This is a genomic window from Rhizobium sp. 768_B6_N1_8 (assembly GCF_051811225.1).
In the GTDB taxonomy this organism is placed as follows: Bacteria; Pseudomonadota; Alphaproteobacteria; order Rhizobiales; family Rhizobiaceae; genus Rhizobium.
In genome coordinates, this window is record NZ_JBPWPV010000001.1 from 2,157,929 (window position 1) to 2,182,218 (window position 24,290).

The following is a 24,290-nucleotide window of genomic DNA, read 5'->3' on the forward strand; positions in this document are numbered from 1 at the left end:
GGGTCTCATTCCGAAAAAAAGAGGCGCAGCAGCTGAGTCCCTCGACAGGCTGCGCGCAGGCCGCCGCTTCTAACCAGCGGATATGACAAATTTGCGAACGTCGCTGTGCGTTGGCACTATTTGATCGCATGCGGCAGCGCTCATTCCTCCTCGCCTCAATCCGGGCTCCTCTTGCCGGGTGGAAGCTGCTTTACGGATATGTCTGTGAATGGCACGCTCGATGACAAGGCAACGCTTCGGCAGTTGCTGAACCATAGTCCGGGATTCGATCCGTTTGCATTCCTCCGCGCGGATCAGAGCAAGCGGCGTTAAATTAATGGCCAAGCAGTCGGGAAAGATCGGGTCGCCGCGGCGCAGACAACGCAAGGGCGCCCCCGTGCGGTCTACACTCGTCTCCCGGCCTGAATTCCTGCAAGGCCGGGATCGGGACATTGCCCTGATCGACAAGATGATCGCGCGGATCGATCAGGGCGGATCGACGCTCGTGATCAGCGGCGAGGCCGGGATTGGAAAATCCGCGCTCCTCGAGCAGGCCAGGCATCGGGCCCGCGAGCGCGACCTAACGGTATTGAGCATGACCGGCGTTCTGGCCGAGGTTCATCTGCCCTTCGCAGCGCTAGAGCAGGCGCTCCGCCCGCTGATGAAGGAGGCCGTCAACCTGGTCCCCCGTCAGCGATCTGCCTTGTTCTCCGCTTTCGGCATGCATGATGACATGGGCGCACCCGACATCTTTCTGGTGGCGCTCGCAGCACTGTCCCTTCTGACGGAAAGTGCGGCACGCAGGCCCATCCTGCTCATCGCCGACGACGTCCAGTGGCTGGACGAGGCGACTTATGAGGTGCTGGCCTTCATCTCACGCAGGCTGAGTTCGGACCCTATCGTTCTGTTCGTGGCCATGCGCGATGGCTTCGACCGCCTGTTCGACGATCCCTCCCACCTGCGGCTTCGGCTTTCGGGGCTCGGCGAAGCCGATGCCGAGCACCTGCTGGACGCCCATGCGCCCGATCTTTCGGCCGACCTGCGCAGCCGCTTCCTCCAGGAGTCCGCGGGCAATCCCCTCGCCCTCCTGGAACTGCCGCGCGACAGGCGAGCGGCTGGTATCAAGGATACGACATGGCTTCCACTGACGGAGCGCCTGGAACGCGCCTTCTCGTCCCGTCTGACCGATCTTCCCGCTGCAACCCGGATGCTGCTGTTCGTAGCGGCGGAAAACGACGGGACATCGCTCCACGAAATCCTGCGCGCCGGCAAAGCCGTGTTGGGCGGAGAAGTGGATGTCAGCGCTCTGACGCCGGCCATTGCCGCCAGGCTGATCGACCTTGACGAAACGGAGGTGCGGTTCCGGCATCCGCTGGTGCGTTCGGCAATGCACCAGGCGGCAGATCTGGCGACGCGGCACCGGATCCATGCCGCCCTTTCCGAGATCGTCCATGAAGAGCTGGACCGGCATTTATGGCATCGTGCGGCGGCAACGATCGGACCGGATGAGGAACTGGCGGGTGAATATGATGCCATGGCCGGCCGGGCCCTGCGCAAAGGTGCGGTCGCCATGGCAATCGAGGTTCTCGAAAAAGCGGCGGCGCTGAGCAGCACGCCGCGAGCCAAGAGCGACCGTTTCCTGCGCGCCGCCGAGCTTGCCGCCGATCTCGGCCAGCCGGACTTGCTGGAGCGACTGCTGCGCCAGGCCAATGTCAGCGAGCCCGATCCTGTTGCATCGGCGCGGATCGGCTGGTGCCGCGAGATGGGTCAGCCTCCGATGGTCAACGACCCCGCGAAAATCCCCAGTCTGGTTGGCCTCGCCGCTGAGGCCAATGCTGCTGGCGCCACGGATCTGGCAAGCAACCTGCTCTGGCGCGCCGCGCAACGCTGCTGGTGGAGCAATGCTGACGGGGATCTTCGCAAAACCATCCTGATGGCGGCAAACAGGCTCGAATTGCCCGACACCGATCCACGCCTGATCGCCATATCCGCTTACGTCGAGCCGCTTCACCTCGGGGGCGAGATATCAGGCAAGCTCCAGCAGCTTGCCGGCACGAGCGGCGGCAACCCGGTCGCGGCGCGCATTCTCGGCAGTACGGCCAATGTCATCGGCGCCTTCGACCTTGGCGTCGGTTTGCTCACCTATTCGGCTGCCGCCCTGCGCGATCAGGGGCGGCTCAGCGACCTCGCGCGCGTGCTTTTTGCTCAAGCCTGGGCAGAGATGGAAGTCGGCGACTGGACGGGCGCGATGCGGGAGGCCGAGGAATCCGTTCGCTTCGCCGAAGAAACGGGAGGAACGCTCTGGATTGCCGCGGCCACGATCGTCAAGGCGAGGCTTGCGGGCATGATGGGCAATCTGGACCAGTCACAGGCCTATGCGGCCCAGGCAGAACGCCTGGTCGTCTCGGTCGGCGCGAGTTTCCTGCTGGCAATGCTGCAGATTGCACGCGGCACGGCCGCCATCGGCGCAGGCCGGCATTGGGAGGCCTATGAGCATCTGCGGCGTCTTTTTATCCCTGCCGATCCGGCATTCAATTCCGGCCTGCAATTCTTCGGTCTCGCTGATTTCGTGGAGGCCGCAGTCTTCTCCGGACATGCCGAAACGGCCGAGGAGGTGATAGAGGAGATGCAGCGTGTCGCCGGTCCGTCGCCAGTGCCGTGGGTCGAAACGATGCTCTCCTACGGCAAGGCACTGCTCGCAGCACCTGCGGAAGCCGAGCGGTTCTATCTGCAGGGTCTCGGGCCGTGCGCAAGCAAATGGCCTTTCCTGAGGGGACGTCTTCTGCTCGCCTATGGCATATGGCTGCGCCGCCAGCGTCGGTCCGCCGATGCGAGAGCGCCGCTACGCGAGGCCCGTGACATCTTCGATGCGCTGAGCGCCCTGCCCTGGAGCGAGCGTGCGCGCGAGGAACTGCGCGCTTCGGGAGAAGCAAGCCGCAAGCGAACCGAATATGTCTGGGAGACGCTGACCCCACAGGAGCTTCATATTGCCCAGCTTGCCGCCGAGGGTCTGTCGAACAAGGAAATCGGCGCCAGGCTCTATCTGTCGCACCGGACGGTCGGCTACCACCTTCATCGCATCTTTGCGAAGACCGGCGTCACGTCGCGCTCGGGGCTGCGTCCCATTCTGACTGACGCCATCACGCCTGAAAGCTGACCACCGACCTGTCACCGGAGTGGTCACCAGTCGCCAGACTGGTCATTTGACAGAAGCGGAAGCTTCCGGCCGGGGGCTACCAATGCGGCTGCGTGCAACCTTCCCGGAGAGAAAGACCGTGAAATTCTTGCCCCTACTCGCAACCCTCAGCCTCGGAGTAACTCTCATGATTCAGCCCGCTCAAGCGGCGCCCGACGTCGCGACCGACCCGCGGATCGACCCCCAGGTCCGCGCCTTCCTTGCCGAGATCAACAAGGATCCGAGCCCGTTCTGGAAACTGCCGCAGCCCAAGCCCCAGGAGATCCTGACCGGGCTTCAGAACATGACGCCGGTCGACATGTCAGGCGTGACCACGACCGAGCAGACCATCACCCAGGATGGTCTGAGCGTGAAGATCTACATCATGAAGCCCGAGCACATCACCGGCAAACCCGGCGTGCTGCTCTTCATTCACGGCGGCGTCTGGATCGTCGGCAATTTTGAAAACCACCAGCGCCTGCTGCGTGATCTTGTGGTCGGCTCCGGCCAGGTCGGCGTCTTCGTCGAATATACGTCCCTGCCAGAAGCACGCTTTCCCACTCAGCTCGATCAATCCTATGCCGTGCTGAAATGGGTGGCGGCTCACGCCGGTGAATTCGGCGCGGATGGCAGCAGGATCGCGGTTGCCGGCAATTCGGTCGGCGGCAACATGACCGCTGCCCTGACGCTGATGGCCAAGGACCGCAACGGCCCGAAGATCAGCTTCCAGGCCCTTCTCATCCCCGCAACCGATGCCAGCGTCGATACGGGCTCCTATCACGAATATGGAGAGCAGCGCTTCCTGGCGCGCGCATTCATGAAATACGGCTGGGACCTCTACGCGCCCGACGCAAAGACCCGCGACAACCCCTATGTATCGCCGCTGCGCGCCAGCATCGATCAGCTCAAGGGCCTGCCGCCGGCACTCGTCATCACTGCCGAGAACGATCCGCTGCGCGACGAGGGCGAGGCCTATGCCCGCAAACTGAAGGAAGCCGGCGTGACCGTGGCTGCGGCCCGCTACAACGGCACGATCCATGACTTCGTGCTGTTGAACGCGATCCGCAATGTGCCTTCCACGGAAGCCGCGATCGAACAGATCAGCGACAATCTGCGCCGCTATCTCGAACCCGCAACGCATTGATCGATGCGGCGACGCGGCGGCCATCAGCGCGCCGCGTCGCTGACTTGCATCCTTGCCTGTCCCAGGTGACGGTCCCGGTAGTTCGAAGAAAGACGGAAGGCTCTAGACCAGTGGAACCTTAAAAAACAGCTTCTGCTGCTCCGGCCTGTCTGAAGGATGGGGCGCGCGTCGCACCAGCTTACCGCCAACTCGCTCTATGACGGCCCGGGAAATGAGGTTCTCCTCGTTGCAGAGAATATCGAGTTCACTCAGCCCCCGGGATTTTGCGAACTGGAGCAGCGCATCGAGCGCGGCTGTGGCGTAGCCCCGGCCTTGTTTCCAGGGCACCACCGCGTATCCGACATGTCCCGGAATGCTGTCGGGAACTGTCCAGGTAACGGGCAGATAGCGCAGGTCGATCTTGCCGCAGAACTCCCCATCCCAAATCCAGAACGTGTGATTGGTGAGCGCCATGGCCGTATCGCTGATCTGCGGTTTGGCCGAAGCATGTCGCCCCATCAGCTTGTCGAGATATGCCGCGGGATCATTACGAAGGTCCTGAAGTTCGGCTTCGATGAAGCCAGTATCTCCAATGCGCCGCGGGTCGGGCGACCAGCCCTTCGCCAGCGCCGCTTCATACCCCGAGAGCTTCTCAAGGTCAGGTATGACCAGGATTGGGCGTCCGTCCAACATCCAAATTCCAACCAACTCGAATAGACCGGCCAGATCGCAGCCGCGGTTCAGCCGATACCGACAGTCCAGTCAGGAGCCGTCAATAGAGCGACTTCCTGTAGGCGTCTTCGAGTGCGTCATCTATCTTGCGCATTTCGATATCATCGGTCGGAGCGCCCGTCGTCTGATCCAGGATGATCTTTGAAAGCGAGGGCATCTCGCTACGATCCTGAAAGTGATCCGGATCCCACAGATGCGAGCGCCTGAACGCCTTGGCGCAATGCAGGAAGACCTCACCCACCTTGACCAGTATCGCGAGCTTGGGCACGCGTTCGCCGACACCCATATCCGCGAGGATATCAGGATCGGTCACCAGCCTGGCCTCGCCATTCACGCGAAGCGTGTCGTCAAATCCCGGAATGATGAAGAGCAGTCCAACGCTCGGATTGCTGAGAATATTGGCCAGCGTATCGAGGCGATTGTTGCCCGGCCTGTCCGGGATCGCCAGCGTCTGCGGATCGAGGATTTTCACGAAGCCGACCGGGTCGCCGCGAGGGCTGACATCGGCTTTGCCATTCCGGTTCTGGGTGCCGATGCACAGGAATGGCGATCGCCTGATAAACTCCTGTGCGTGCCTGTCGAGCGCGCCCATGCATTTCTGAGCTGCCAGAGCATGCGCCGGTTGAAACAATTCTCGAAGAGCCTGCTCATCCCTCACGACAAATTTTGGATCGACACTGAACTCCTTCATTCCATTTTCCTCCCGCAGCCCCCTGTCGCACGGATCGCGTCCGAGGTAATGATGTACGTACCTCAGATTTGAGGCGTTCGTCAAGCCGCGGTATCCTGGGGAGCGAAGTGGGTTCGTGAATGCAGGTATCTGCCCTGCCCTCAGTCCCCGTCTCTCGCAGCGCTAACGGCAACCGTCATGATTTCTCCCGCATCGTGACATTGTTCGGTGTGCCCCACCAGTGCAGGCAGATCAAAGACCTCATAACGAAAGGAATGAAGTGCCAGCTTGCCGTCCGCTCCCGGCTTGCCGGGTACGGCATATTGCCCGGCCTCTATGCTCGGCTTGCCTCGGGTCATTGCGGGCTCCTTCGTCTGCCCGAGGGAAAGTAAGTGCGCTCTTCCTGCGCAGCAAGCAAAAGCAGCCTTCTGCGGCAGTCGAGTGACGGGAGCGTCATTGCGGTCGCCGCCAAGTTCCCTATTCTGCGAAGTTGCAGAGTCAGGAAAACAGGTCTCGTTTCAGCCGGAAATTTACGACAAAAGGAATGAAAGAATGCCGATCGTTCTTGTTCGCGTTTTCTGGAACATCTTCTGGCGCTCGATTGTTGTTCTGGCGCTGAATGCCGGCATCACCTACGGAATATACGCATCGGCATATTCCCTGTTTGTACAAACTGAATTTTCCGTCAAGTTTCGGCTGTCGCTATCGCTCCTGCCGGCTGCCATCATATTTGCAGCCTTGGCTGCGCAATCCAGCCTCGTTCAAAACCTCTTGTTCGAGCGCCGATCGTTGCTGTCATCGTCGCAATGGCGACAGACCTATCTCGGATTATCCCTGTGCTCGTTCGTCAGCGTGATAATCATCGGCACGACAGCGCCGTTCCTGGACACGGCGGCCTGGTTATCTCTCCGGTCATTGCTGCCATTGGCGTTGTTCTCGATCTTTTGGGTTGGAGCGGCCATCTGGCATGCGCAATCCGTACATAGCCGTCGCATGTCGCAGAGCATGGGCAGACAGTCCTGAGGTTCGGCGGCAACTGCTCCTGCAAGAGCTGCATAGCAGCCTGCCGAATGGATCAAAGCGCCCATGAACACCTCATGCGCTGAACAGGTTGGCGGCCATATAATCGACGAAGGCCCTGACCTTGGGTGACAGATACCGGCTGCTCGGCCAGAGAACCCTGAAGGTTCCCGTATCGTCAAGATGATCGTCCAGCAGCCGGACGAGCTTGCCTTCGGCGATCTCCGACGCCACGGCGAAGGGCGGAAGGCATGTGATGCCGAATGAGCGTTCGGCAAGATAGATCAGCGGCTCCAGCGTGCTCGCCACCGTGGTCACCGGCAGATCGAGCTTGAGCGCAATGCCGTCGCGCACCAGCGGCCAGGGTTCCAGCCTGCCGGAATTGGCGAAGCGATGGTGCAGGCACCGGTGATCGAGCAGATCCTCAGGCACATCAGGACGACTGTAGGTCGCGAGATATTCGGGCGAGGCCACGATCACGTGCCGGAATGTGCCGAGCTTGCGGCTCATCAGTCGCGTATCCCTGACCTCTCCGGTCCGGATAACCGCGTCGAATCCCTCCTCGATGACATCGACGAGGCGGTCGGTGAAATCGAGATCGAGATTGATCTCCGGATAGGCTGCCATGAAGGACGATATGGTCGGCATGAGAAGCATGCCGGCGAGCGGCAGGCTGACACGCAGCTGGCCCCGCGGCACAGAATGCGATCTCGAAAGCCTCGCCCGTGCCTCTTCATATTCGGCCTGAATGCGCCTGCATGTTTCGAGGAAGAAGCTGCCCTCCTCCGTCAGGGCCATGCTGCGGGTCGAGCGGTTGAACAGGCGCACGCCGAGCTCTTCCTCCAGCCGCGCGATCGCCTTGCCGACCGCCGAGCCCGAGATGCCCAAGCGATGGCCGGCAGCCACGAAACTCCCGGCCTCCGCGACTTGAACGAAAATGCCTGATGTGCCGAGCCTGTCCATTGCGGAAAAAATATCCGATCTGTTGAGAATACCGGCCCATTTCTCCGATATTTGCCGTCCGATATCCAGACCTTGCCGCGGCCATTTCGTCCGTGCGCTTCAAATGGAGATCTTCATGAACACCAAAGCGATCGCCGCCTTTGCAGACGCTCCCGTTCCCACGACCTTTATCGTCAACGTCATTCATGCCCATCCCGGAAAGCAGGAGGAAGCCTTCGAGATCATCCAGGACGTGGTGCATTACGTCGCCGAGCGGAAGGAAGGTTTTCTCTGGAGCAGCCTGGCGAAGAGCAGCGATGGCCTGACGGTCGTCAACATCGAGGCGATCCAGGAAGCCGGCAATGTCGGCGAGTTCTTTTCCGATCCTGATTTCGCCGAGAAGTTCAAGCGGCTGGACACGGTCTCCAGCAGCGAATTCCACACCTATACGGTCGCGGACCTCGTGCTCCCGAAGCGCGAAATGGCCGGGTGATCCACAATGACCGGATCCATTTCCGAACGGAACGCGCCCGGCCGACAGAAATCCGGCGGAGGGACCTTCCCTTTGCCGGTGCTGACCACGCTCGCGCCCTCCGGTTTGTCAAAATCCTGACCGAATCGCCTCCGGGGAACCGCAGAGCCTGCTTGCCCGTTTTGCGACGGCGACAGCCGGAAGTTACCAAAACCCTAACATGTTGATTTATAGAGCTGTCGCATTTGAATATTCTGTTGCCGCCCGGCAACGGCCTGTCGCCTTTGGCGCAGTACGGGTCGCTTTGTGATAAGCTGATCTTGCGGGACAGGCCGAACCGGCGCACAAAAAGCACACCCTTTAATCGTATTTATATTAGCAACAACTTCATAAGAGGCAGCATGAGCTTCGGCGTTGTCGGGACTTTTGATAAGGCAAGACTTTTTGCGAGCGTGAGCCTCGCTGTGCTGGCGTTCTATTGCTGGCCCTCATCGGCGGCGACCGCGAGGGAATACCGGGTCAGCAACGAAACGGAATTGCGCAACACCATCACCACCGCGAATGGGGATGGCGACGCCAGCTCGACGATCGTCATGACCGGCAGCTTCTCCATTTCAACGGCGATACTGCCAGTCCCGACGAAGCCGATCACGATCGATACCAACGGCTTCGTCTTGACGAATACCTATGATCCCGCAGCCGGCGCGAGCAGGGGCACGCTCACGATCCAGCAATCGGTCGGAGCTCTCGTCCCCGTCACGTTCTCGGGCACTCTGGTGGCAGCAAGCGCCGGTGCCGCCGCCACGACATCAGGGCAAATCGGTGCCGTCGTTACTGCCACCGCATTCACGAATGATGGATCGATCCGCGGCGGAAATGGCGGCGGCGGCGGTGCCGCAGCTTCAGGCGGCATTGGCGTACGTGCGCTGACAGGCTCGTCTCTCACCAATAACGGCACCATCGTGGGTGGCGACAGCACGTCGGCTGGCGGTGGACAAGGCGTCGCCTACGGCAATGCGGTGGGAGGTCCCAATACCATCCTCAACATGGGAACGATCCGCGGAGGAAACGGGCCGACCAACGGAACGGCGGGTGCCGGCATTCTCGCGCAAGGAACAACGGCGGGCCAGATCGTCAATTTCGGCACGATCGAGGGCGGAACGGGTGCCATCGCCATCGTGGCCTCGAACGGAATAGTGAACCTCGATATCGTCAATAGCGGCACGATCCGCGCAGGCGCCGGCCAGACGGACGCGATCGGGCGCGGCGCGGCGGCAACGACGGGCACACTGAAGCTCGAGCTGCAGCCGGGCTCGGTGATCGAGGGCAACGTCGTCGCGGGTGCCGTGCCGACGACAGACGTGCTGCGGCTTGGCGGCACGGGCAGCGACACATTCGACGTGTCCGCGATTGGCGCGGCCGCGCAATACCGGAACTTTGACACGTTCGAAAAAACCGGCACCAGCACCTGGCTGCTGACGGGCGTCGGCACCACCGCGACGGACTGGACGATCTATGACGGAACACTGCTGATCGGCGACCACAGCGCCGCTTCGAGCATCATCGGCGACATCACCAACTTCGGCACGCTGGGCGGCAGCGGTACCATCTTCGGTGACGTCACGAATTCGGGCACGGTCTCCCCCGGCAATTCGATCGGTACGCTGACTATATCGGGCAACTATATCGGCAATGGCGGCACGCTTTTTATCGAAAGCGTGCTCGGCGGCGATGCCTCGCCGACCGACCGCCTCGTCGTCACGGGCAACACCTCGGGCACGACCAGCGTCAAGGTCACCAATCTCGGCGGCGGCGGGGCACAAACCGTCGAGGGCATCAAGATCGTCGATGTCGGCGGCAGCTCGGCCGGAAGTTTTTCGCTGCTCGGCGACTATGTTTTTCAGGGAGATCAGGCCGTTGTCGGCGGTGCATACGCCTATCGGCTCTACCAGAACGGCATCGCAACCCCGGCTGACGGCGACTGGTATCTTCGCTCCGCACTGGTCAATCCGGCCGCGCCGGGCGCATCCGCAGCGCCACTCTATCAGCCCGGCGTTCCGCTTTACGAAGCCTATCCGCAACTCCTGCTCGCCCTGAACGGACTTTCCACGCTGCAGCAGCGCATCGGCGACCGCACCTGGCCGGACGGCGGCAAGGCGACGCCGACGAGCGGTCCTGACAATATCTGGCTTCGCACCGAGGGGACCCATGCCGGCCTCGAGCCGGACACAAGCACGAGCGGCACCACCTATGACTACGATCTGTTCAAGCTGGAGGGCGGTCTGGATGCGGAGCTCTACCAGAACCAGAACGGCCGGCTGATCGGCGGCCTGACCGTCCATTACGGCACGGTTTCCGGCGATATTGGCTCGGTCTACGGCGATGGCGATATCGACACGAGAGGCTATGGGGTGGGCGCGACGCTCACCTGGTATGGCGAAAACGGTTTCTACGTCGACGCCCAGAGCCAGCTCACCTGGTATGACAGCGACCTGAAATCCGATCTCGTCGATGGCGCCATGGAGAACGGCAACAATGGCTTCGGCTATGCGCTCAGCCTCGAAGCTGGCAGGCGCTTCGCAACCTCCGGGTCCTGGTCGATCACGCCCCAGGCGCAACTCGTCTATTCCTCCGTCGATTTCGACAGTTTCGACGACCGGTTCGGCGCACGGGTTTCGCTTGATGACGGCGATAGTCTGGTCGGCCGGCTCGGGATGGCGCTCGACCGCGAGGAGAGCTGGCAGCGGGCCGATGGCCAGACGGCGCGGGCAAAAATCTACGGCATCGCCAATCTCTACGGCGAGTTCCTGGATGGCACGGCAGTCGATGTCTCCGGAACCGGTTTCGAAACCAGGAACGATCCGGTCTGGGCAGGCCTGACCCTCGGCAGCTCCTACATCTGGGGTGACGAACGTTTCTCGCTCTATGGCGAAGTCGCTGCAAAATCCTCGCTGAAAGACTTCGGCGACAGCTATGCCGTCAGTGGAACCGCCGGATTGCGCGTGAAGTGGTGAGGGCGGAAGCGCGCAGCGCTAAACGTAACGAGGGCTAAGCGTATCGCCCTCGCGCATGTAGTCCAGCGGCGGAGAGCTGCGCAACGGTGGCCTGATCCCGCTTCGAGACACGGGCGTAACCAATCAGCGCCATTGCTCGATATCCGTGTGTACGAAGTCGTCGCCCTTGAAGAGCAGAGGAGCCGAAAGGCTCTTGGCGAGAGCGTAGGCGGCGCAGTCCGCAAGATTGAGCCTAGCTTTCGAGTGAATGCCCTTGCCGTACCGCCCGAAGGTTTCGGAAGCTCCTCGCGCCTGATCCTCATCAAAAGGTGCGACGGCTATCTCATTGGCCGCAAGGAAAGCCCACAGCATTGCCTCACCTTCCGGCCCTCTGCGACTGCGTAAGACAATGGCGGTTTCATGTGCGTTGACGGCCGAGATCACGAGATTATCGGCCTCGCGGATCGCGCGAGCGTAAAGGGTAGCGTCGCTCTCCTTTTCGAGGATTGCGAGGATTGCCGACGAGTCGACGACGATCATGGTTGGTTGAGATCGTCAGCGATCTCTTGTGGAGAGCGCGGATCGAGCAGCGGTAGGGCCGTGATCTTTTCGCCGACAGCGAGCATTTGTTCCACGGTCATCCGGCGGCGCTTGGTCTGCGGCTCGTCGGATACGCCGAGCGCCTTAGCCTCGCGTTCGAGCGCGGCGCGGATCAGGTCTTCAGGCTTGCGGCCGATGCGGGCCGCAAGCCTGCGGGCGAGCTGTTCCGTATCGTGGGTAAGGTGCAGCATGATCTTTCTCTAAAAACTCGACGTTAAGTATCATATTCTGAGAGATGTAAACAAGCGACAGTATTGAGAGATCGGGTTCGACATCGGCTGCGCGCTGCATGCGCCGATGGATTTATTCGCGCAGCACTCGCGGAAGCTGAGGACGCGATATGGTTATCGAGCCCGCGCGAGCCGCCGCCGGTTACCCTCCTAACTCGGCCTTACCCTGCAGAAACGTCCCATCCTCGAAAACCTCTGCAAGCACCCGTGTCCCCATATCCGCCTCCTCCTCCGAAAGCCCGGAAAACCCAAGCAGCAATCGCGACCGATCCGTCGAAACCACATTCATCCGCGAAAGCGGCATGACTACGACGCCCTTCCTCAGCGCCGCAGCGGAAACAGCCGTGTCATCATCCCAGCTGCCGGTACTCCGAACCGTGAGATTGATCCCCTGATCCGGCAGCAGCACCGCCACATGCTCCGCCAACCGCTCCCCCAGAAACCCGGCCAGCATATCGCGCGACGCCCGCAGCCTCTCCCTCAGTCGCCGCAGATGCGCCGGAAAATACCCCTCCTCCAGAAAATCGGCAATCACCCGCTGCTGGAAGCTCGGCGGACAGCGGTCGACGGCGGGGCGCACGGCGCGGAAGGCGGGCACGAGGTCGGCGGGGACGACGAGATAGCCGATGCGCAGGCTCGGCAGCAGCGCCTTGCTGAACGTGCCGGTGTAGAGAACGCGGCCCGCCTTATCGAGGCCGTGCAGCGAGGCGATCGGGTGGCCCTGGTAGCGGAATTCGCTGTCGTAATCATCCTCGATGATCCAGCAGTCGTTCTCTTCGGCATAAGAGAGAAGCCCGAGACGGCGCGAGAGCGAGAGAACGGAACCGACCGGATATTGGTTCGAGGGCGTCACATAGAAGGCGGCGGGCGGCGGCAGCGTGCCGTCGAGCAGCCTGTTGATGTCGATGCCATCACGATCGACCGGCAGGCCGACGACCTCGATGCCGTTCAGCGCCAGGCATTGCCGGGCCGGTGGATAGCACGGGTCTTCGACGACGGCGGTATCGCCCGGCGTCATCAGCACGCGGAATGCAAGGTCGAGTGCCTGCTGCGTTCCCGCCGTGATGAAGATCTGGTCGGGGCTGCAGCGCACGCCGCGCGACACCGCGAGATGCGCGCTGATCGCCGCCCTCAGCGCCCTCTCCCCCTGGATATCGCCATAGCCTTCGAAAGCATAGTTCATATGCCTGACGGCAATGCGGTTGAGCAGCCGCGCCGTGCGTTCGTCATGGGCGATGCGGCCGGTGACGAATGGCAGCGCCTTCTGCGGCTCGAGGCTCGGCCCGCGCGTGAGGATCGCTGTCGCTGCGGCCGAGACGCCGCGGCGGATCGCCTGCGCGCTGCCTGCACCTGATGGATCGATGCGCGCCGCACCCTCGGGAATGGACGAGGCGATATAGGTGCCGGAGCCGTGGCGGGCGACCGCAAAACCCTCTGACATCAGGATTTCATAGGCCTCGGCAATGACGCCGCGCGAGATCGCCCATTCCGCCGAGGCGAGCCGCGTCGAGGGCAGCCGCTGCCCGCCGGTCAACCGCCCTTCGGCGACGGCGTTGCGCAGCGAGAGATAAAGCTGGCGCGGCAAAGGCGCCGATGACGATGGATTGATCGTTGGCCGGAAAGAAGCCGATGGCCCTTCGCGTCTCCTCTTCAGCGTCATCAAAGCTCCCCAATGGCTGGTTCAAGTGGCCCACGCGTGATGAGCAAAGTGGATCTTCAAAGATACGCCAAACTGCATTTAGATTGAGCCACTTTCAAGCGGATTCGCAAATGCAGTGCCTGACGGAGACGACATGAACCAACTGAGCCTCGACGTGCCCTATTTCAGCCAGTGGGAGACACCCGAGATGACCCTGCCGGTGCTGGCCGAAGGTGCTGCCGCCCTGCATCGCGATGTCAGGTGGAAGAATTCCGGCGCCGAGACGATTGAGGAATATGCGCGCTGGGCGGTGAATGTCTGCGGCATGGCCTGCCTGAAGATGATCCTGGCGGCCCGCGGCGAGGCGCATCCGATCCTGTCGCTCGCAAGGGCCTGCACCAGCTATGGCGGCTATGTCGTCAATGAGGCCGATGCCTCGATCAAGGGACTGATCTATGCGCCCTTCGTGACCTTCGTGCGTGAACGCTTTGGGCTTGTCGCCGATGTGAGGACACAGGTGCAAGCGGAAACCATTCCCGAGATCCTCGCAGAGAACAGCTTCTTCATCGCCTCGGTCAGCAGCGCCATCCACTGGCCGGAGCGCGAGCCGCCGGGCAAAGGCGGCCATCTGGTGCTGGTGACGGCGGCCGATGAAGAGAGCGTGCGCTTCCACAATCCCTCCGGGCATGACCGCGCCAGCCAGGCCGATGTCATCCTGCCGCTCGCCACCTTCGATCGCTTCTTCGCCAACAGAGGCATCGCCGTCGGCTTCTGAAACGTTTTTTCCGCGCAATTCCGGACGCAATACCGCTGCACACTTTTGCTCGAATTGCTTTGACCAAGGAGATTTTGATGAGCCCTTCCCCATCCAGGCTGCGCATTGCCGTGCTTTTCGGCGGCCGCTCCAGCGAGCACGACGTATCCGTCATGTCAGCGACCAATGTCATGCGCGCCCTCGACCCGGAACGTTATGACGCGCTGCCCGTCTATGTGAGCAAGGACGGGCGCTGGCTGCAAAGCCGCTTCGCCGATGGAGAACTCGACAAGCCCTCCTCCGGCACCGAGCTTTGCCTCGTGCCCGGCGGGCGTGGACGGTTGCTCGCGATCGCGCCCGATGGAAAGGCGGCAGAAGCCGGCAGGATCGACATCGTCTTCCCGGTGCTGCATGGTCTGCATGGGGAAGACGGCGCGGTCCAGGGCCTATGCCAGGTGGCGCGTATACCGCTTGCCGGCTGCGGCATCCTCGGCTCGGCAACGGCGCTCGACAAGGATATCGCCAAGCAGCTGCTGAAGGCCGCTGGCCTGCCCGTTGCCCGCTCGGTGACGCTCGATCAGGCCGCACCGCCCGCGCTTGAGGCGCTCGAAGGCGCGCTCGGCCTGCCGCTCTTCATCAAGCCGGCCCGCCAGGGCTCTTCGGTCGGCGTGCGAAAAGTCTCGGGCAGCCAGGAATTTGCCCCCGCCCTTGCCGAAGCCTTCAGCCACGACCGAAAGCTCATCGCCGAAGAATTCATTGCAGGGCGCGAGATCGAATGCAGCGTGCTGGAAGATGTCAAAGGCGGTCTCTTCGTCTCCCGCCCCGGCGAGATCGCACCCGCCGAAAGCCACGGCTTCTACAGCTACACCGCCAAATATCTCGACGAGAATGGCGCAGCCCTGAAAGTGCCCGCCGAGCTTCCCGACGATGTCGAAGCCAGGATCCGCGACATGGCCGCCCGCGCCTTCCGCGCGCTCGGCTGCGACGGCATGGCCCGCGTCGATTTCTTCGTGATGGAAGACATGCGCTTCGTCGTCAACGAGGTGAACACCATTCCGGGCTTTACCGATATCAGCATGTATTCCAAAGCGATGGCCGCCAGTGGCGTCGCTTACGCCGAGGTCATCGACCGGCTGGTGGAGCATGGGCTCGCCAGAGGGGCGTGAGCTCCGACTATAAGAAAAGACCCCTCCCCACAGGTGGAGGGGCCTTCATTCGATCCATCGCCGCGGGCTGTCGCCGCATCGCTCCGCCAACGTCCAACGAGAGCCTATGGCCGTGAGTATTGCGACCATGCGCAACTTTAACGAGCCAACTGGCGAATTGTTAATGCCGGGCCGCTAAAACCCGCCATCACTACAATGATGGACGAACGCATGCGGCTGAAAACTGATTGCAAATCTCCAGGTCCAAAGCTGGGTTGCACGACGCTTGGCATATTGGCGGGACTCGCCTTCTTCGCGGTCGGATCATCGCCGCTTCGGGCGCAGGATACAGCCCCTGCGCCAATCACGGCTAACGCCGGAACCGTCGGCGAACGGGTGCAGGCCGCGACCGAGACACTGGTGCAGATGTTCGATTTCGGTGCGGATTTAAGCCCGAAAACGCTCATCAAGACCTTGCCTGGCGACTGGGCGATATTGCCGCCGGATCACGGCCTGCCCGCAAACAAACTGAAGACGTGGTGCAAGTTCAATCGCATCAATCTCAAGCAACCCGATTCACGCTATCCGATCTTTGACGGTCTGAGGGGGCCGGAGGGCATCGCCAGGCGATTTGAATTGCGTCTGTCTGTCGGAGGATCTGTCTATTGGGTCTCCAATGTTCAGGACGAGATGCATGTGGCGGGCTATGACAAGCCAGAAGCCACTGAAATAGCCGGCATCCGGCGCAACCTGATCATACAAGACAGCGTTCGGCAGGGCTATGCCTTTCCGGTAAACGATGATGTGGTCGGTCTTATCAATCCAGCCACTTCCACCACACCAACTTTTCTTGTGCGATGCCCGGGTGAGCCCGAGGATGCAGCAAGGACCGAGCGAAATATCCAGACCGTGAGCGGGATCGCAGAGACGATAGCGCAACGTGCCGCGTTTTTGTCATATGGCTCGGACGGGTCTGTTCCCTTCGTCAGCAAGATGCAGGGCAGCTGGACATTGCTCGATGAACCCGCCCGACCCGAGGTACGAAACAAAACACTCGCTGACCTGTGTCGTATCCGCCGCGTCGAAATGCGGCCGGACCATCAGCCTTTGCCGATCCTGACCGCGCATGTCGCCGACACCTCTTCCGAGCAGGATCGCCCGGTGCCGGCGTCACAGGATGAATTCGAATTGCGGCTCGCCGGTGATGGTGAATTGTTGCGCGTGGCGCTGCATGATCCGCTTACCGAGATGAAACAGGATCCCGAATGCTTTCGCGCTCCACCCGCTGCGAAAGACGACCTCGTTGCCAAACGCCGCCAACAGGCAGCAGTTGCGCGCTACCGCCAGGCGGCATTGTCCTACGCATTGCCGGTTACGCTTGTCTCGATCGACGACGACACGTTTATCGAAACTCCGAAGAACCCATGGAGCCAGGCTCCCAGCTACGGCAGTGGGCCTGCGGCCTTCAAACGCTATTGGTTGCGATGCCCTGAAAACTAACCTGCTGCAACCGTCGCCTTGAACGTCAAAGATCAGGCAAGCCGGAACGGTAGGTTAAGCCCCCTTGTTGGAAGCGGCTTACGCTGGCATCCGACAGGATGGGCGGAGTCTTCGGTCATTTCGCAGTTGGCGAAGCCTGATCCCGAAGATGCGCCCTCGCCGCGAGCATGATCTCACAAAAACGTGGCAGCGAGCGCAAGCCGTCAAGGTCGTTGTCGTTTTCCATCCATACCAGCAATTCCGGGCTCATCTTCGGTGCTATGCGCTCGAGCACATCGAGCGCGGCTTCCGCATCGCCGCTGATCGCCCAGGCGCAGACGAGGTTTGATTGGAGCTGGATATTATCAGGCTCGAGCAGGCTGGCACGCGAGGCCCATTCGCGGGCTCGCTCGCGATCGCCGAGGAGCGCCAGGATGCCGGCCCCATGCCCGATCGCGCCGCTGTGGTCGGGCTCGGCAGCCACGATGCGCTCGATCCGCACCAGCGCACGCCGGCAGGCGTCGAGCGCCGCTTGCTCGTCGCCCTTGCCCTGGTAGCACTGGATGACCATGGCGGCGGCATTGTAGTCTCCGGGGGCGAGTGAGGCGGCCCGCTCGAAATGGCGGATGGCATCATCGAACCGGTGCTGCATGATGAAGGTGCGCCCGGCGGCAAGGTTGGCGGCGTAATCATCGGGATCGAGCCGCAGAGCGATTGCACATTGGCGCTCGGCCTCTTCGAACTGTCCCCTGTAGAGAAACAGCAAGGCCTTTCCGGCGTGCGCACTGGCGAGTTCGGGATCGAGTTCGAGGGCGCGATCGATTTCGAGCTCACCCGTCTCGGTGCCGCCGACACTGCGCCTCTGGCGATTGAGCGTTTCGCCGAGAAGAGCCCAGGCGCGTGCATTGCCCGGTTCCAATTCGCATACGCGGCGGCAGAGGCGGATGATCAGCGGCAGGTGCCGCTCCGAGCCGCTGATATTGAATTCCCGTGCCAGAAGGAAAAGCTTGTACGCCTCCGGGTCGGTCGGCCCCGCGCGCTCCAGCGCCTGGCGCTCCGAAGGCAACAGGCGCAGCCTCAGCGCCTCGACGACGGATTTGGCAAGGTCCGACTGCAGCACCAGCACGTCCTTGATGTCCCGGTCGAAGCGCTCGGCCCAGACGGTTGTTTCGTTCGCTCCGTCGATCAGCTGGGCGGAGAGGCGGATGCGTTCACCGGCCTTGCGCACATTGCCTTCGAGTATATAGGCCACATTGAGCTGCTGGGCGATTGCGCGTGCGCTCTGAGCCTTGATGCTGAACGATGTCGCGCGGGAAACGACCGTCAGCGACGAGAGCTTGCTGAGATCGATGATGATGTCCTCGGTAACGCCTGCGCTAAAATAGTCCTGCTCCGGATCGCCGCCGATATTAGCGAAAGGCAGGACGCAGATCCCGATCCGCTCGCGGCTGGCGGAGGCTTGTGCCGGCGCCTCACCCTGGATGGCGAAGGCACGGACGGGGCGCTCGATATTCTTGAGCGAGATCGTCCCGAGGTCTTCAAGAGCGACATTCAATTTTCCCGCCACGTGTTCGCGCACCGTTTCGGAAAGCACGATACCGCCCGGCTGGGCGAGCGCCTGCAGCCGCGCTGCGATATTGACCCCCTCCCCGAAGAGATCGCCGTCATCGACGATCACGTCTCCGAGATTGAGCCCCATGCGGAAACGAAGCGTCGGATCGGTTGCCGAAGCCGTGCCTTGAAGCGCAATGGCGCAGACTGCCGCATCGACTGCGCTCGCGAACTCGATGAGGGCGCCGTCGCCCATCAGCTTGACGATGCGACCATGGTGGCGCGCCAATGCAGGATCAAACGCCGCAAACGCTGCCTTGACGCGCGAAAGCGTGCCAGCCTCGTCGCGCCCCATCAGCTTGCTGTAGCCGGCGACATCGATACAGAGAACGGCAGCCAGTTTGCGCATAGAACCGTACCTGTGAGTTGGGTGCTCGCGGCAAAAGCCCCGGGTTTTCCCCTCAAGCAGTGCATCACATTCCGGCATTGGAGACAAGCGAGCGAAGCTGCGCGCCGTTTTCGGAGCAACCGGCAACAGGCGTTTGCAGACTACCGCGCACAAAGCTGCGGATTGCCTGAACGTCTCCCGACTTTTGCTCCTGATCTAGCGGGCTGCCGCGGCTCTGCGACCAGCGGAAACCGGCGCTTCATCGGCCGGACAGTGCGGATCCAGTTCTGGAAGGTTCTGCTGTTCCTCGCGATACCGATCCCCCCAGTCCCTGAGGCTGCCGAGGATCGGGGCCAGCGAGCGCGCAAGCGGCGTCGCCTCGTACTCGACGCGCGGCGGGACCTCCGGAAAGACGTGGCGCGTTATCAGGCCATCAGCCTCCAGCTCCCTGAGCTGGAGCGTCAGAACCCGGTGGGTCGCGTCCGGCATGAGACGGTTCAGTTCCATGAAACGCTTCCTGCCCATCAGAAGGTTGACCAGGATCGTCGGCTTCCAGATTCCGCCGATGACGGAGACGGTGAGTTCGACGGAACATCCGCTCTTGGGCTGGAGTCGCTTAGGTCGCATCGACGGTGTCCTCTTCGATCCTCACGCACATAATTGATAGTATAGGCTGTAATTGTGCGTTCTTTCAATGACTTCCGAGTGCACATACAACAGCGAAATCATTTCAAGAAGGAACGATTTCGTGTCTTTTCAAGCAATCCTCGCAAGGCAATCGGCAGACGGCGTAACGGCAACCGTCGAGACGGTTGAGGACGATATCCTGATGGAGGGCAGCGTCACGGTCGCGATCGACTGGTCGACGGTAAACTACAAGGATGCCTTCGCTCTCGCCGGGCAGAGGATCATCCAGACCTTTCCGCTGATATCAGGCATCGACTTTTCGGGAACCGTCGAAAGCTCGCGCGACACCCGCTTCGCCCCTGGTGACAAGGTCGTCGCGACAGGTTGGGGACTGAGCCAGACGCATCATGGCGGGTTCGCGCAGAAAGCGCGCGTGCCGGCGGACTGGCTGATCAAGCTTCCGGCCTCGATCTCGACGCGGGACGCCATGGCGATCGGCACGGCCGGCTTCACCGCGATGCTGAGCGTGCTTGCCCTGGAGCATGGAGATGTGGGGCCTGAACGAGGAGAAGTCCTCGTCACGGGCGCGTCCGGCGGCGTCGGCTCCATCGCGATCGCCATTCTGTCCAGGCTCGGCTACCGCGTCGTCGCCTCCACCGGCAAGAGGAACGAGGCCGATTATCTCCAGCGGCTCGGCGCCGGCGAAGTGATCGACCGGGCAATGCTTACGCAGGAGGGTGCGCCGATCGCTGCCGAGCGGTGGGCGGGAGCGGTCGACGCCGTCGGCGGCCGGACGCTCGCAAACGTGCTTGCCCAGACGAAATACGCAGGCGTGGTGACGAACTGCGGCTTCGTGGGCGGACGCGACCTTCCGGCCAGCGTCCTTCCGTTCATCCTGCGAGGCGTCACGCTCGCCGGCATCGATTCCGTGAACGCGCCGATGGCGATCCGCCAGAAGGCATGGGCAAGGCTTGCGACGGATCTCGACCTCGACAAGCTTGCATCCACGATCACGCAGGTCGGTCTCTCCGATGTGCCGAGGATTGCGGCAGAAATGCTGGAAGGCCGTGTCCGCGGCCGCACGCTGGTCGACGTGAACAGCTGAGCGGTTCCGCAATCCCCTCAACCGCCGAACCGCTCCGAGTCGGCCCCAACAATTCGCGCAGCATGGCGGATGGCTCCCCCGGAACCGGACGGCGATGACGCGCGCCCCGATACTTGAAAACCTCCCCCGAAAGGAACTGACATGACCGATTCACTGCAGACTGCGCCCACGCAGTATCTCGAAGCGGATGGAATCCGCTTCGCTTACCGCCGCCTCGGCCCTGATGCAGGCACGCCGCTGATCCTTCTGCAGCACTTCACCGGCACGATGGATTCCTGGGATCCTGCAGTGATCGATGCGCTGGCGGCGGAGCGCACCGTCATCGTCTTCGACAATGCGGGCGTCGGCAGATCGTCAGGCGCCACGCCTGACAATGTCGAGCAACAGACGGCGGACGCGGAATCCTTCATAGCCGCGCTCGGCTTCGACGAGGTCGATCTGCTCGGTTTTTCCCTCGGTGGCTTCCTTGCCCAGCTGATGGCAGTCCGGCCGAAGGTCAAGGTTCGCAGGATCATCCTGGCCGGCACCGCGCCGAAAGGTGGCGAGGAACATCTGCTGCAGGTGGTCGGGGAGGCTTTCGCAAAAGATGCGCGGGACGTAAGGCTTCCGCTGTTCTTCACACCGTCGGCACAAAGCCAGCGAGCCGGCGAGGCCTTCGTGGACCGCGCCCTCGCCCGGAGGCAGGACCGCGATCCCGATAGCGCAGACTCCGTCAGCGATCCGCAAGCCGCGTCAATCATCGCATGGTGCTCTGAGCGCGACCCGCATCACGCCTCGCTAAAGGCGATCGGGCAGCCGACGCTCATCGTCCACGGCAGCGACGACACGATGTTTCCATCGGTCAACGCCTACGAGCTGTTCAAGGCGATGAGCAACGCAACGCTGATCATCTACCCGGATTCCGGCCACGGCGCGCTTTTCCAGTACCCGGAAACATTCGTCTCGCACGTCAAGACCTTCCTCGACGCCTGAGCGTCATCTCTTTTAAGGAGTACCAAAATGAATGCATTGGCGCAGAAGATCATCGACGCCCACGGCGGTCTCGAGATCTGGAACAGGTTCTCTTCTCTGACGGCCCACCTCAGGCAGGGCGGCGCGCTCTGGGGGTTGAAGGGTCATGCCGGGAAGCTCGACGAGACTGATGTCACGGTTGGCCTGCGGGAAGAATGGGCATCGCACGCTCCGTTCGGCCCCGAGGGCAAGGTCAGCCGCTTCGAGCCCGGCAGGGTCGTTCTCAGGGATTCCGCTGGCAGCGATCTCGACACGCTTTCCGACCCGCGCAGCTCCTTTGCGGGCCATGCACTCGAAACACCGTGGACGGAGCTTCAGCTCGCCTATTTTGCCGGCATTGCCATGTGGACCTACCTCAACATGCCTTTCCTTCTTGCCGCACCGGGCGTGGAAAGCGAAGAGATTGCGGACTGGCATGAGAATGGCGAAACGTGGCAGCGTCTCAGGGTGACCTTCCCCAAGAGCATCGCGACCCATAGCACGGTGCAGACCCTCTATGTCGACGAGGCCGGGCTTCTCAAGCGCCATGACTACGACGTCGAGATCGCCGGCAACACGCCGGGCGCCCACTATATCGGCGGTTACGTCAATGTTCAGGGCCTGATGTTCCCGACCGAACGCCGGATCTATCCGCGCCTGCCGGATGGTTCCAGCCTGTCCGAACCGCTGGTCGTCTCCATCGACCTCTCAGATATAAGTCTGGCCTGACACGTCATGCGACATCCAAAACTCGATCTGGCGGCCGCACGCAGGATGATTGCGGCCGCGGAAGCCCGTGCCGGGGAGACCGGCGTCAGGGCGACCATCGCCATCCTCGACGGCGGGGGCGATCTCCTCGCCATGATCAGGATGGACGGCGCATGGCCTGGCGGGTTCGACCTCGCCCTCGGAAAGGCCACGACCGCCCGATCCTTCCACGCGCCCTCCTCCGCCTTCGTTCCGCTGATCCAGCCCGGCCAGCCGCTGTTTTCGGTAAGCAGCGTGGGAGGCGGACGATACGTGATCCTCGGCGGCGGGTTTCCTGTCGAACTTGACGGCAATGTCATCGGCGCCATCGGCGTGAGCGGCGGCTCGGTCGAACAGGACATCGCAATCGCCGAGGCGGCGCTCGCCGCCTTCAATCTCAGCAAGTGACTGGAGTACATAATGACCGATCTCGTCAATCTGGCGATCGAAGCGCATGGCGGCCTGAACCGTTTCAACCAGTTCTCCTCCCTGACGGCCAGGCTGTATCAGGGCGGCGTGCTATGGGGCCTGAAGGGGAAGCCGACGGTCCTGGAGAACTGCAACGTCAAGGTGGACCTCAAGCGCGAGCGGGTCTCGCACTGGCCTTTCGCCCCCACGCAGCACCGGTCTGCATTCACGCCTGATCGCGTGGCGATTGAAACGGCTGATGGAACCGTCGTCGAAGAACTGATCAACCCACGGCAGTCTTTTGAAGGCTATCTGATGGAGACGCCGTGGAGCGATCCCCAGGTGGCCTATTTTGCTGGCTACACGATGTGGACCTACCTGACGTCGCCCTTCATCCTGAAGCGCTCAGGGGTTACATCGAGGGAGATCGAGCCGTGGCATGAGAACGGAAAGACTTGGCGGCGGCTGCATGTCACCTTTCCGGACGAGATCGCGACCCACAGTGCCGAGCAGATCTTCTATTTCGACGACGCCGGGATTCTGGTCCGGCATGACTACGAAGTGGACATCCAGGGCAGGAATGCAGCGGCCCGGTACCTGAGCGATTACGTTTCTGTCGAAGGAATTCTCCTGCCCGGGAAGATGCGCATCTTTCCGCGTGGAAGCGACGGCATCGCGCTGACCGAACCGTTGATCGTCTCCGTCGACCTGTCCGACTTCCGTTTCGAGTAACAAAAATTCCGCAGCGCGTGTTCGCGCGCGCTGCGCGCTTGAGGCTGCAAATTTCAAGGCAAGCGTCGAGCATGGCCTTCAGTTGCGGCGCATCGACCTTCTCGATGTCTCCCCGCAAATGGTCCATGATGTCGTGAAGCGCGTCTGTATCTTCTGAGTATGGCGGCGCGGATCATGATCGACTGCACTGACGAGAGATATTCTCCCATGGGTCGATGTTTCGATGAACCGACGATCCGCTTGGCGGTTGCAGGCCAAACTCCTGCCGAACTCTTTGCTGCCGCTGCCACCACCCTACTTTGTCCGAAGGAGGAATTGATATGGCTACCGTCAGCGTTCGTTATATCGTCGACGACGTCGATGCAGCGATTGCATTCTATACGCAGTCGCTCGGCTTCGCGCTCACCATGCATCCGGCTCCGAGCTTCGCCATGCTCACCAGAGGCGATCTTCGCCTGCTCGTGAACGGCACGACGGGGCCAGGCGGCGCCTCCCAGCCGATGCCGGATGGTCGCCGGCCCGAACCCGGCGGATGGAACCGCATCCAGATAGAGGTCGAAAATATCGAAGACGAGGTCCAACGCCTGAAGACATCAGGCGCCAGATTTCGCAACGATATCGTCACCGGGTTTGGCGGCAAGCAGGTCCTCGTCGACGACCCCTCGGGCAATGCCATCGAATTGTTCGAGCCGCCGAAAAAGTAGCTGCGCAGCGGCGGCCCTGAAATTTATTGGGCGTCGGTCTTCAGGCCGGACTGCACTGTCTCAGCCTTCGCCGCGCCGTCCGCGA

General features: G+C 61.9%; 23 protein-coding genes. 14 read left to right on the plus strand and 9 right to left on the minus strand.

Translation table 11 applies throughout. The features are described 5' to 3' along the window. Positions 1-376: 376 nt before the first annotated feature. Both AB8B33_RS11010 and AB8B33_RS11015 read left to right on the plus strand, forming a co-directional pair. The gene (locus AB8B33_RS11010; RefSeq protein ID WP_439015389.1) at positions 377-3,136 is read left to right on the plus strand and encodes an ATP-binding protein; all 2,760 of its coding nucleotides are present in this window, start codon (positions 377-379) and stop codon (positions 3,134-3,136) included. Positions 3,137-3,302: 166 nt separating this feature from the next. Beyond that, positions 3,303-4,298, plus strand: a complete 996-nt coding sequence (locus AB8B33_RS11015; protein WP_439015390.1) for an alpha/beta hydrolase — start codon at positions 3,303-3,305, stop codon at positions 4,296-4,298. A 102-nt stretch (positions 4,299-4,400) separates the two neighbouring features. On the opposite strand, the gene AB8B33_RS11020 is transcribed toward AB8B33_RS11015, so the two are convergent. From AB8B33_RS11020 to AB8B33_RS11030, 3 genes are all read right to left on the minus strand, one after another. Then, positions 4,401-4,970: a GNAT family N-acetyltransferase gene (locus tag AB8B33_RS11020; RefSeq protein WP_439015391.1), complete on the minus strand. Its 570-nt coding sequence runs from the start codon at positions 4,968-4,970 to the stop codon at positions 4,401-4,403. Positions 4,971-5,049: 79 nt separating this feature from the next. Next, positions 5,050-5,700: a pyridoxamine 5'-phosphate oxidase family protein gene (locus AB8B33_RS11025; protein ID WP_439015392.1), complete on the minus strand. Its 651-nt coding sequence runs from the start codon at positions 5,698-5,700 to the stop codon at positions 5,050-5,052. Positions 5,701-5,840: 140 nt separating this feature from the next. Next, positions 5,841-6,038, minus strand: coding sequence for a hypothetical protein (locus AB8B33_RS11030; protein WP_439015393.1), 198 nt, complete (start codon positions 6,036-6,038; stop codon positions 5,841-5,843). A gap of 193 nt (positions 6,039-6,231) precedes the next feature. On the opposite strand from AB8B33_RS11030, the gene AB8B33_RS11035 reads away from it, so the two are divergent. After that, positions 6,232-6,702, plus strand: coding sequence for a hypothetical protein (locus AB8B33_RS11035; RefSeq protein ID WP_037071742.1), 471 nt, complete (start codon positions 6,232-6,234; stop codon positions 6,700-6,702). 72 nt (positions 6,703-6,774) lie between these two features. On the opposite strand, the gene AB8B33_RS11040 is transcribed toward AB8B33_RS11035, so the two are convergent. Beyond that, a complete protein-coding gene (locus AB8B33_RS11040; protein ID WP_310388489.1) occupies positions 6,775-7,662 on the minus strand; it encodes a LysR family transcriptional regulator in 888 nt (295 codons plus the stop codon). A 115-nt stretch (positions 7,663-7,777) separates the two neighbouring features. Here AB8B33_RS11040 and AB8B33_RS11045 point away from each other — a divergent pair, with 115 nt between their 5' ends. Beyond that, complete coding sequence (locus tag AB8B33_RS11045) at positions 7,778-8,134, plus strand: antibiotic biosynthesis monooxygenase (protein WP_439015394.1); 357 nt, start codon at positions 7,778-7,780, stop codon at positions 8,132-8,134. 380 nt (positions 8,135-8,514) lie between these two features. After that, entirely contained in the window at positions 8,515-11,127 is a 2,613-nt protein-coding gene (locus tag AB8B33_RS11050; protein ID WP_439015395.1) for an autotransporter family protein, read from the plus strand. 123 nt (positions 11,128-11,250) lie between these two features. On the opposite strand, the gene AB8B33_RS11055 is transcribed toward AB8B33_RS11050, so the two are convergent. The 3 genes from AB8B33_RS11055 to AB8B33_RS11065 form a co-directional block, all read right to left on the minus strand. Then, a complete protein-coding gene (locus AB8B33_RS11055) occupies positions 11,251-11,646 on the minus strand; it encodes a type II toxin-antitoxin system VapC family toxin (protein WP_439015396.1) in 396 nt (131 codons plus the stop codon). Then, on the minus strand, positions 11,643-11,897 hold the full coding sequence (locus AB8B33_RS11060) for a type II toxin-antitoxin system VapB family antitoxin (protein WP_113323545.1): 255 nt from the start codon (positions 11,895-11,897) through the stop codon (positions 11,643-11,645). Before AB8B33_RS11060 ends, AB8B33_RS11055 begins: the two co-directional genes overlap by 4 nt. Before the next feature lie 181 nt (positions 11,898-12,078). After that, positions 12,079-13,596, minus strand: a complete 1,518-nt coding sequence (locus AB8B33_RS11065) for a PLP-dependent aminotransferase family protein (protein WP_439015397.1) — start codon at positions 13,594-13,596, stop codon at positions 12,079-12,081. A 133-nt stretch (positions 13,597-13,729) separates the two neighbouring features. Between AB8B33_RS11065 and AB8B33_RS11070 the strand changes: the two genes are divergently transcribed. The 3 genes from AB8B33_RS11070 (at position 13,730) to AB8B33_RS11080 (ending at position 16,974) form a co-directional block, all read left to right on the plus strand. Continuing rightward, entirely contained in the window at positions 13,730-14,350 is a 621-nt protein-coding gene (locus AB8B33_RS11070) for a C39 family peptidase (RefSeq protein ID WP_439015398.1), read from the plus strand. 77 nt (positions 14,351-14,427) lie between these two features. After that, positions 14,428-15,495, plus strand: coding sequence for a D-alanine--D-alanine ligase family protein (locus AB8B33_RS11075; protein ID WP_439015399.1), 1,068 nt, complete (start codon positions 14,428-14,430; stop codon positions 15,493-15,495). Positions 15,496-15,705: 210 nt separating this feature from the next. Further along, positions 15,706-16,974: a hypothetical protein gene (locus AB8B33_RS11080; RefSeq protein ID WP_439015400.1), complete on the plus strand. Its 1,269-nt coding sequence runs from the start codon at positions 15,706-15,708 to the stop codon at positions 16,972-16,974. Positions 16,975-17,089: 115 nt separating this feature from the next. Here AB8B33_RS11080 and AB8B33_RS11085 read toward each other — a convergent pair whose 3' ends face one another. Further along, positions 17,090-18,913 carry a TPR end-of-group domain-containing protein gene (locus AB8B33_RS11085; RefSeq protein WP_439015401.1) on the minus strand — a complete coding sequence of 608 codons (1,824 nt, stop codon included), beginning with the start codon at positions 18,911-18,913 and terminating at the stop codon, positions 17,090-17,092. A gap of 195 nt (positions 18,914-19,108) precedes the next feature. Next, on the minus strand, positions 19,109-19,519 hold the full coding sequence (locus tag AB8B33_RS11090) for a winged helix-turn-helix transcriptional regulator (RefSeq protein ID WP_439015402.1): 411 nt from the start codon (positions 19,517-19,519) through the stop codon (positions 19,109-19,111). 121 nt (positions 19,520-19,640) lie between these two features. Between AB8B33_RS11090 and AB8B33_RS11095 the strand changes: the two genes are divergently transcribed. From AB8B33_RS11095 to AB8B33_RS11120, 6 genes are all read left to right on the plus strand, one after another. Further along, a complete protein-coding gene (locus tag AB8B33_RS11095) occupies positions 19,641-20,624 on the plus strand; it encodes an MDR family oxidoreductase (RefSeq protein WP_439015403.1) in 984 nt (327 codons plus the stop codon). Positions 20,625-20,765: 141 nt separating this feature from the next. Then, on the plus strand, positions 20,766-21,596 hold the full coding sequence (locus AB8B33_RS11100) for an alpha/beta fold hydrolase (RefSeq protein WP_439015404.1): 831 nt from the start codon (positions 20,766-20,768) through the stop codon (positions 21,594-21,596). Positions 21,597-21,623: 27 nt separating this feature from the next. Next, the gene (locus AB8B33_RS11105; protein ID WP_439015405.1) at positions 21,624-22,343 is read left to right on the plus strand and encodes a hypothetical protein; all 720 of its coding nucleotides are present in this window, start codon (positions 21,624-21,626) and stop codon (positions 22,341-22,343) included. 6 nt (positions 22,344-22,349) lie between these two features. After that, positions 22,350-22,769 (plus strand): GlcG/HbpS family heme-binding protein, encoded by a 420-nt coding sequence (locus tag AB8B33_RS11110; RefSeq protein WP_439015406.1) that lies wholly within the window; start codon positions 22,350-22,352, stop codon positions 22,767-22,769. A 12-nt stretch (positions 22,770-22,781) separates the two neighbouring features. Then, on the plus strand, positions 22,782-23,501 hold the full coding sequence (locus AB8B33_RS11115) for a hypothetical protein (RefSeq protein WP_310388510.1): 720 nt from the start codon (positions 22,782-22,784) through the stop codon (positions 23,499-23,501). A 320-nt stretch (positions 23,502-23,821) separates the two neighbouring features. After that, complete coding sequence (locus AB8B33_RS11120) at positions 23,822-24,205, plus strand: VOC family protein (protein WP_113323535.1); 384 nt, start codon at positions 23,822-23,824, stop codon at positions 24,203-24,205. Positions 24,206-24,290 lie beyond the last annotated feature (85 nt).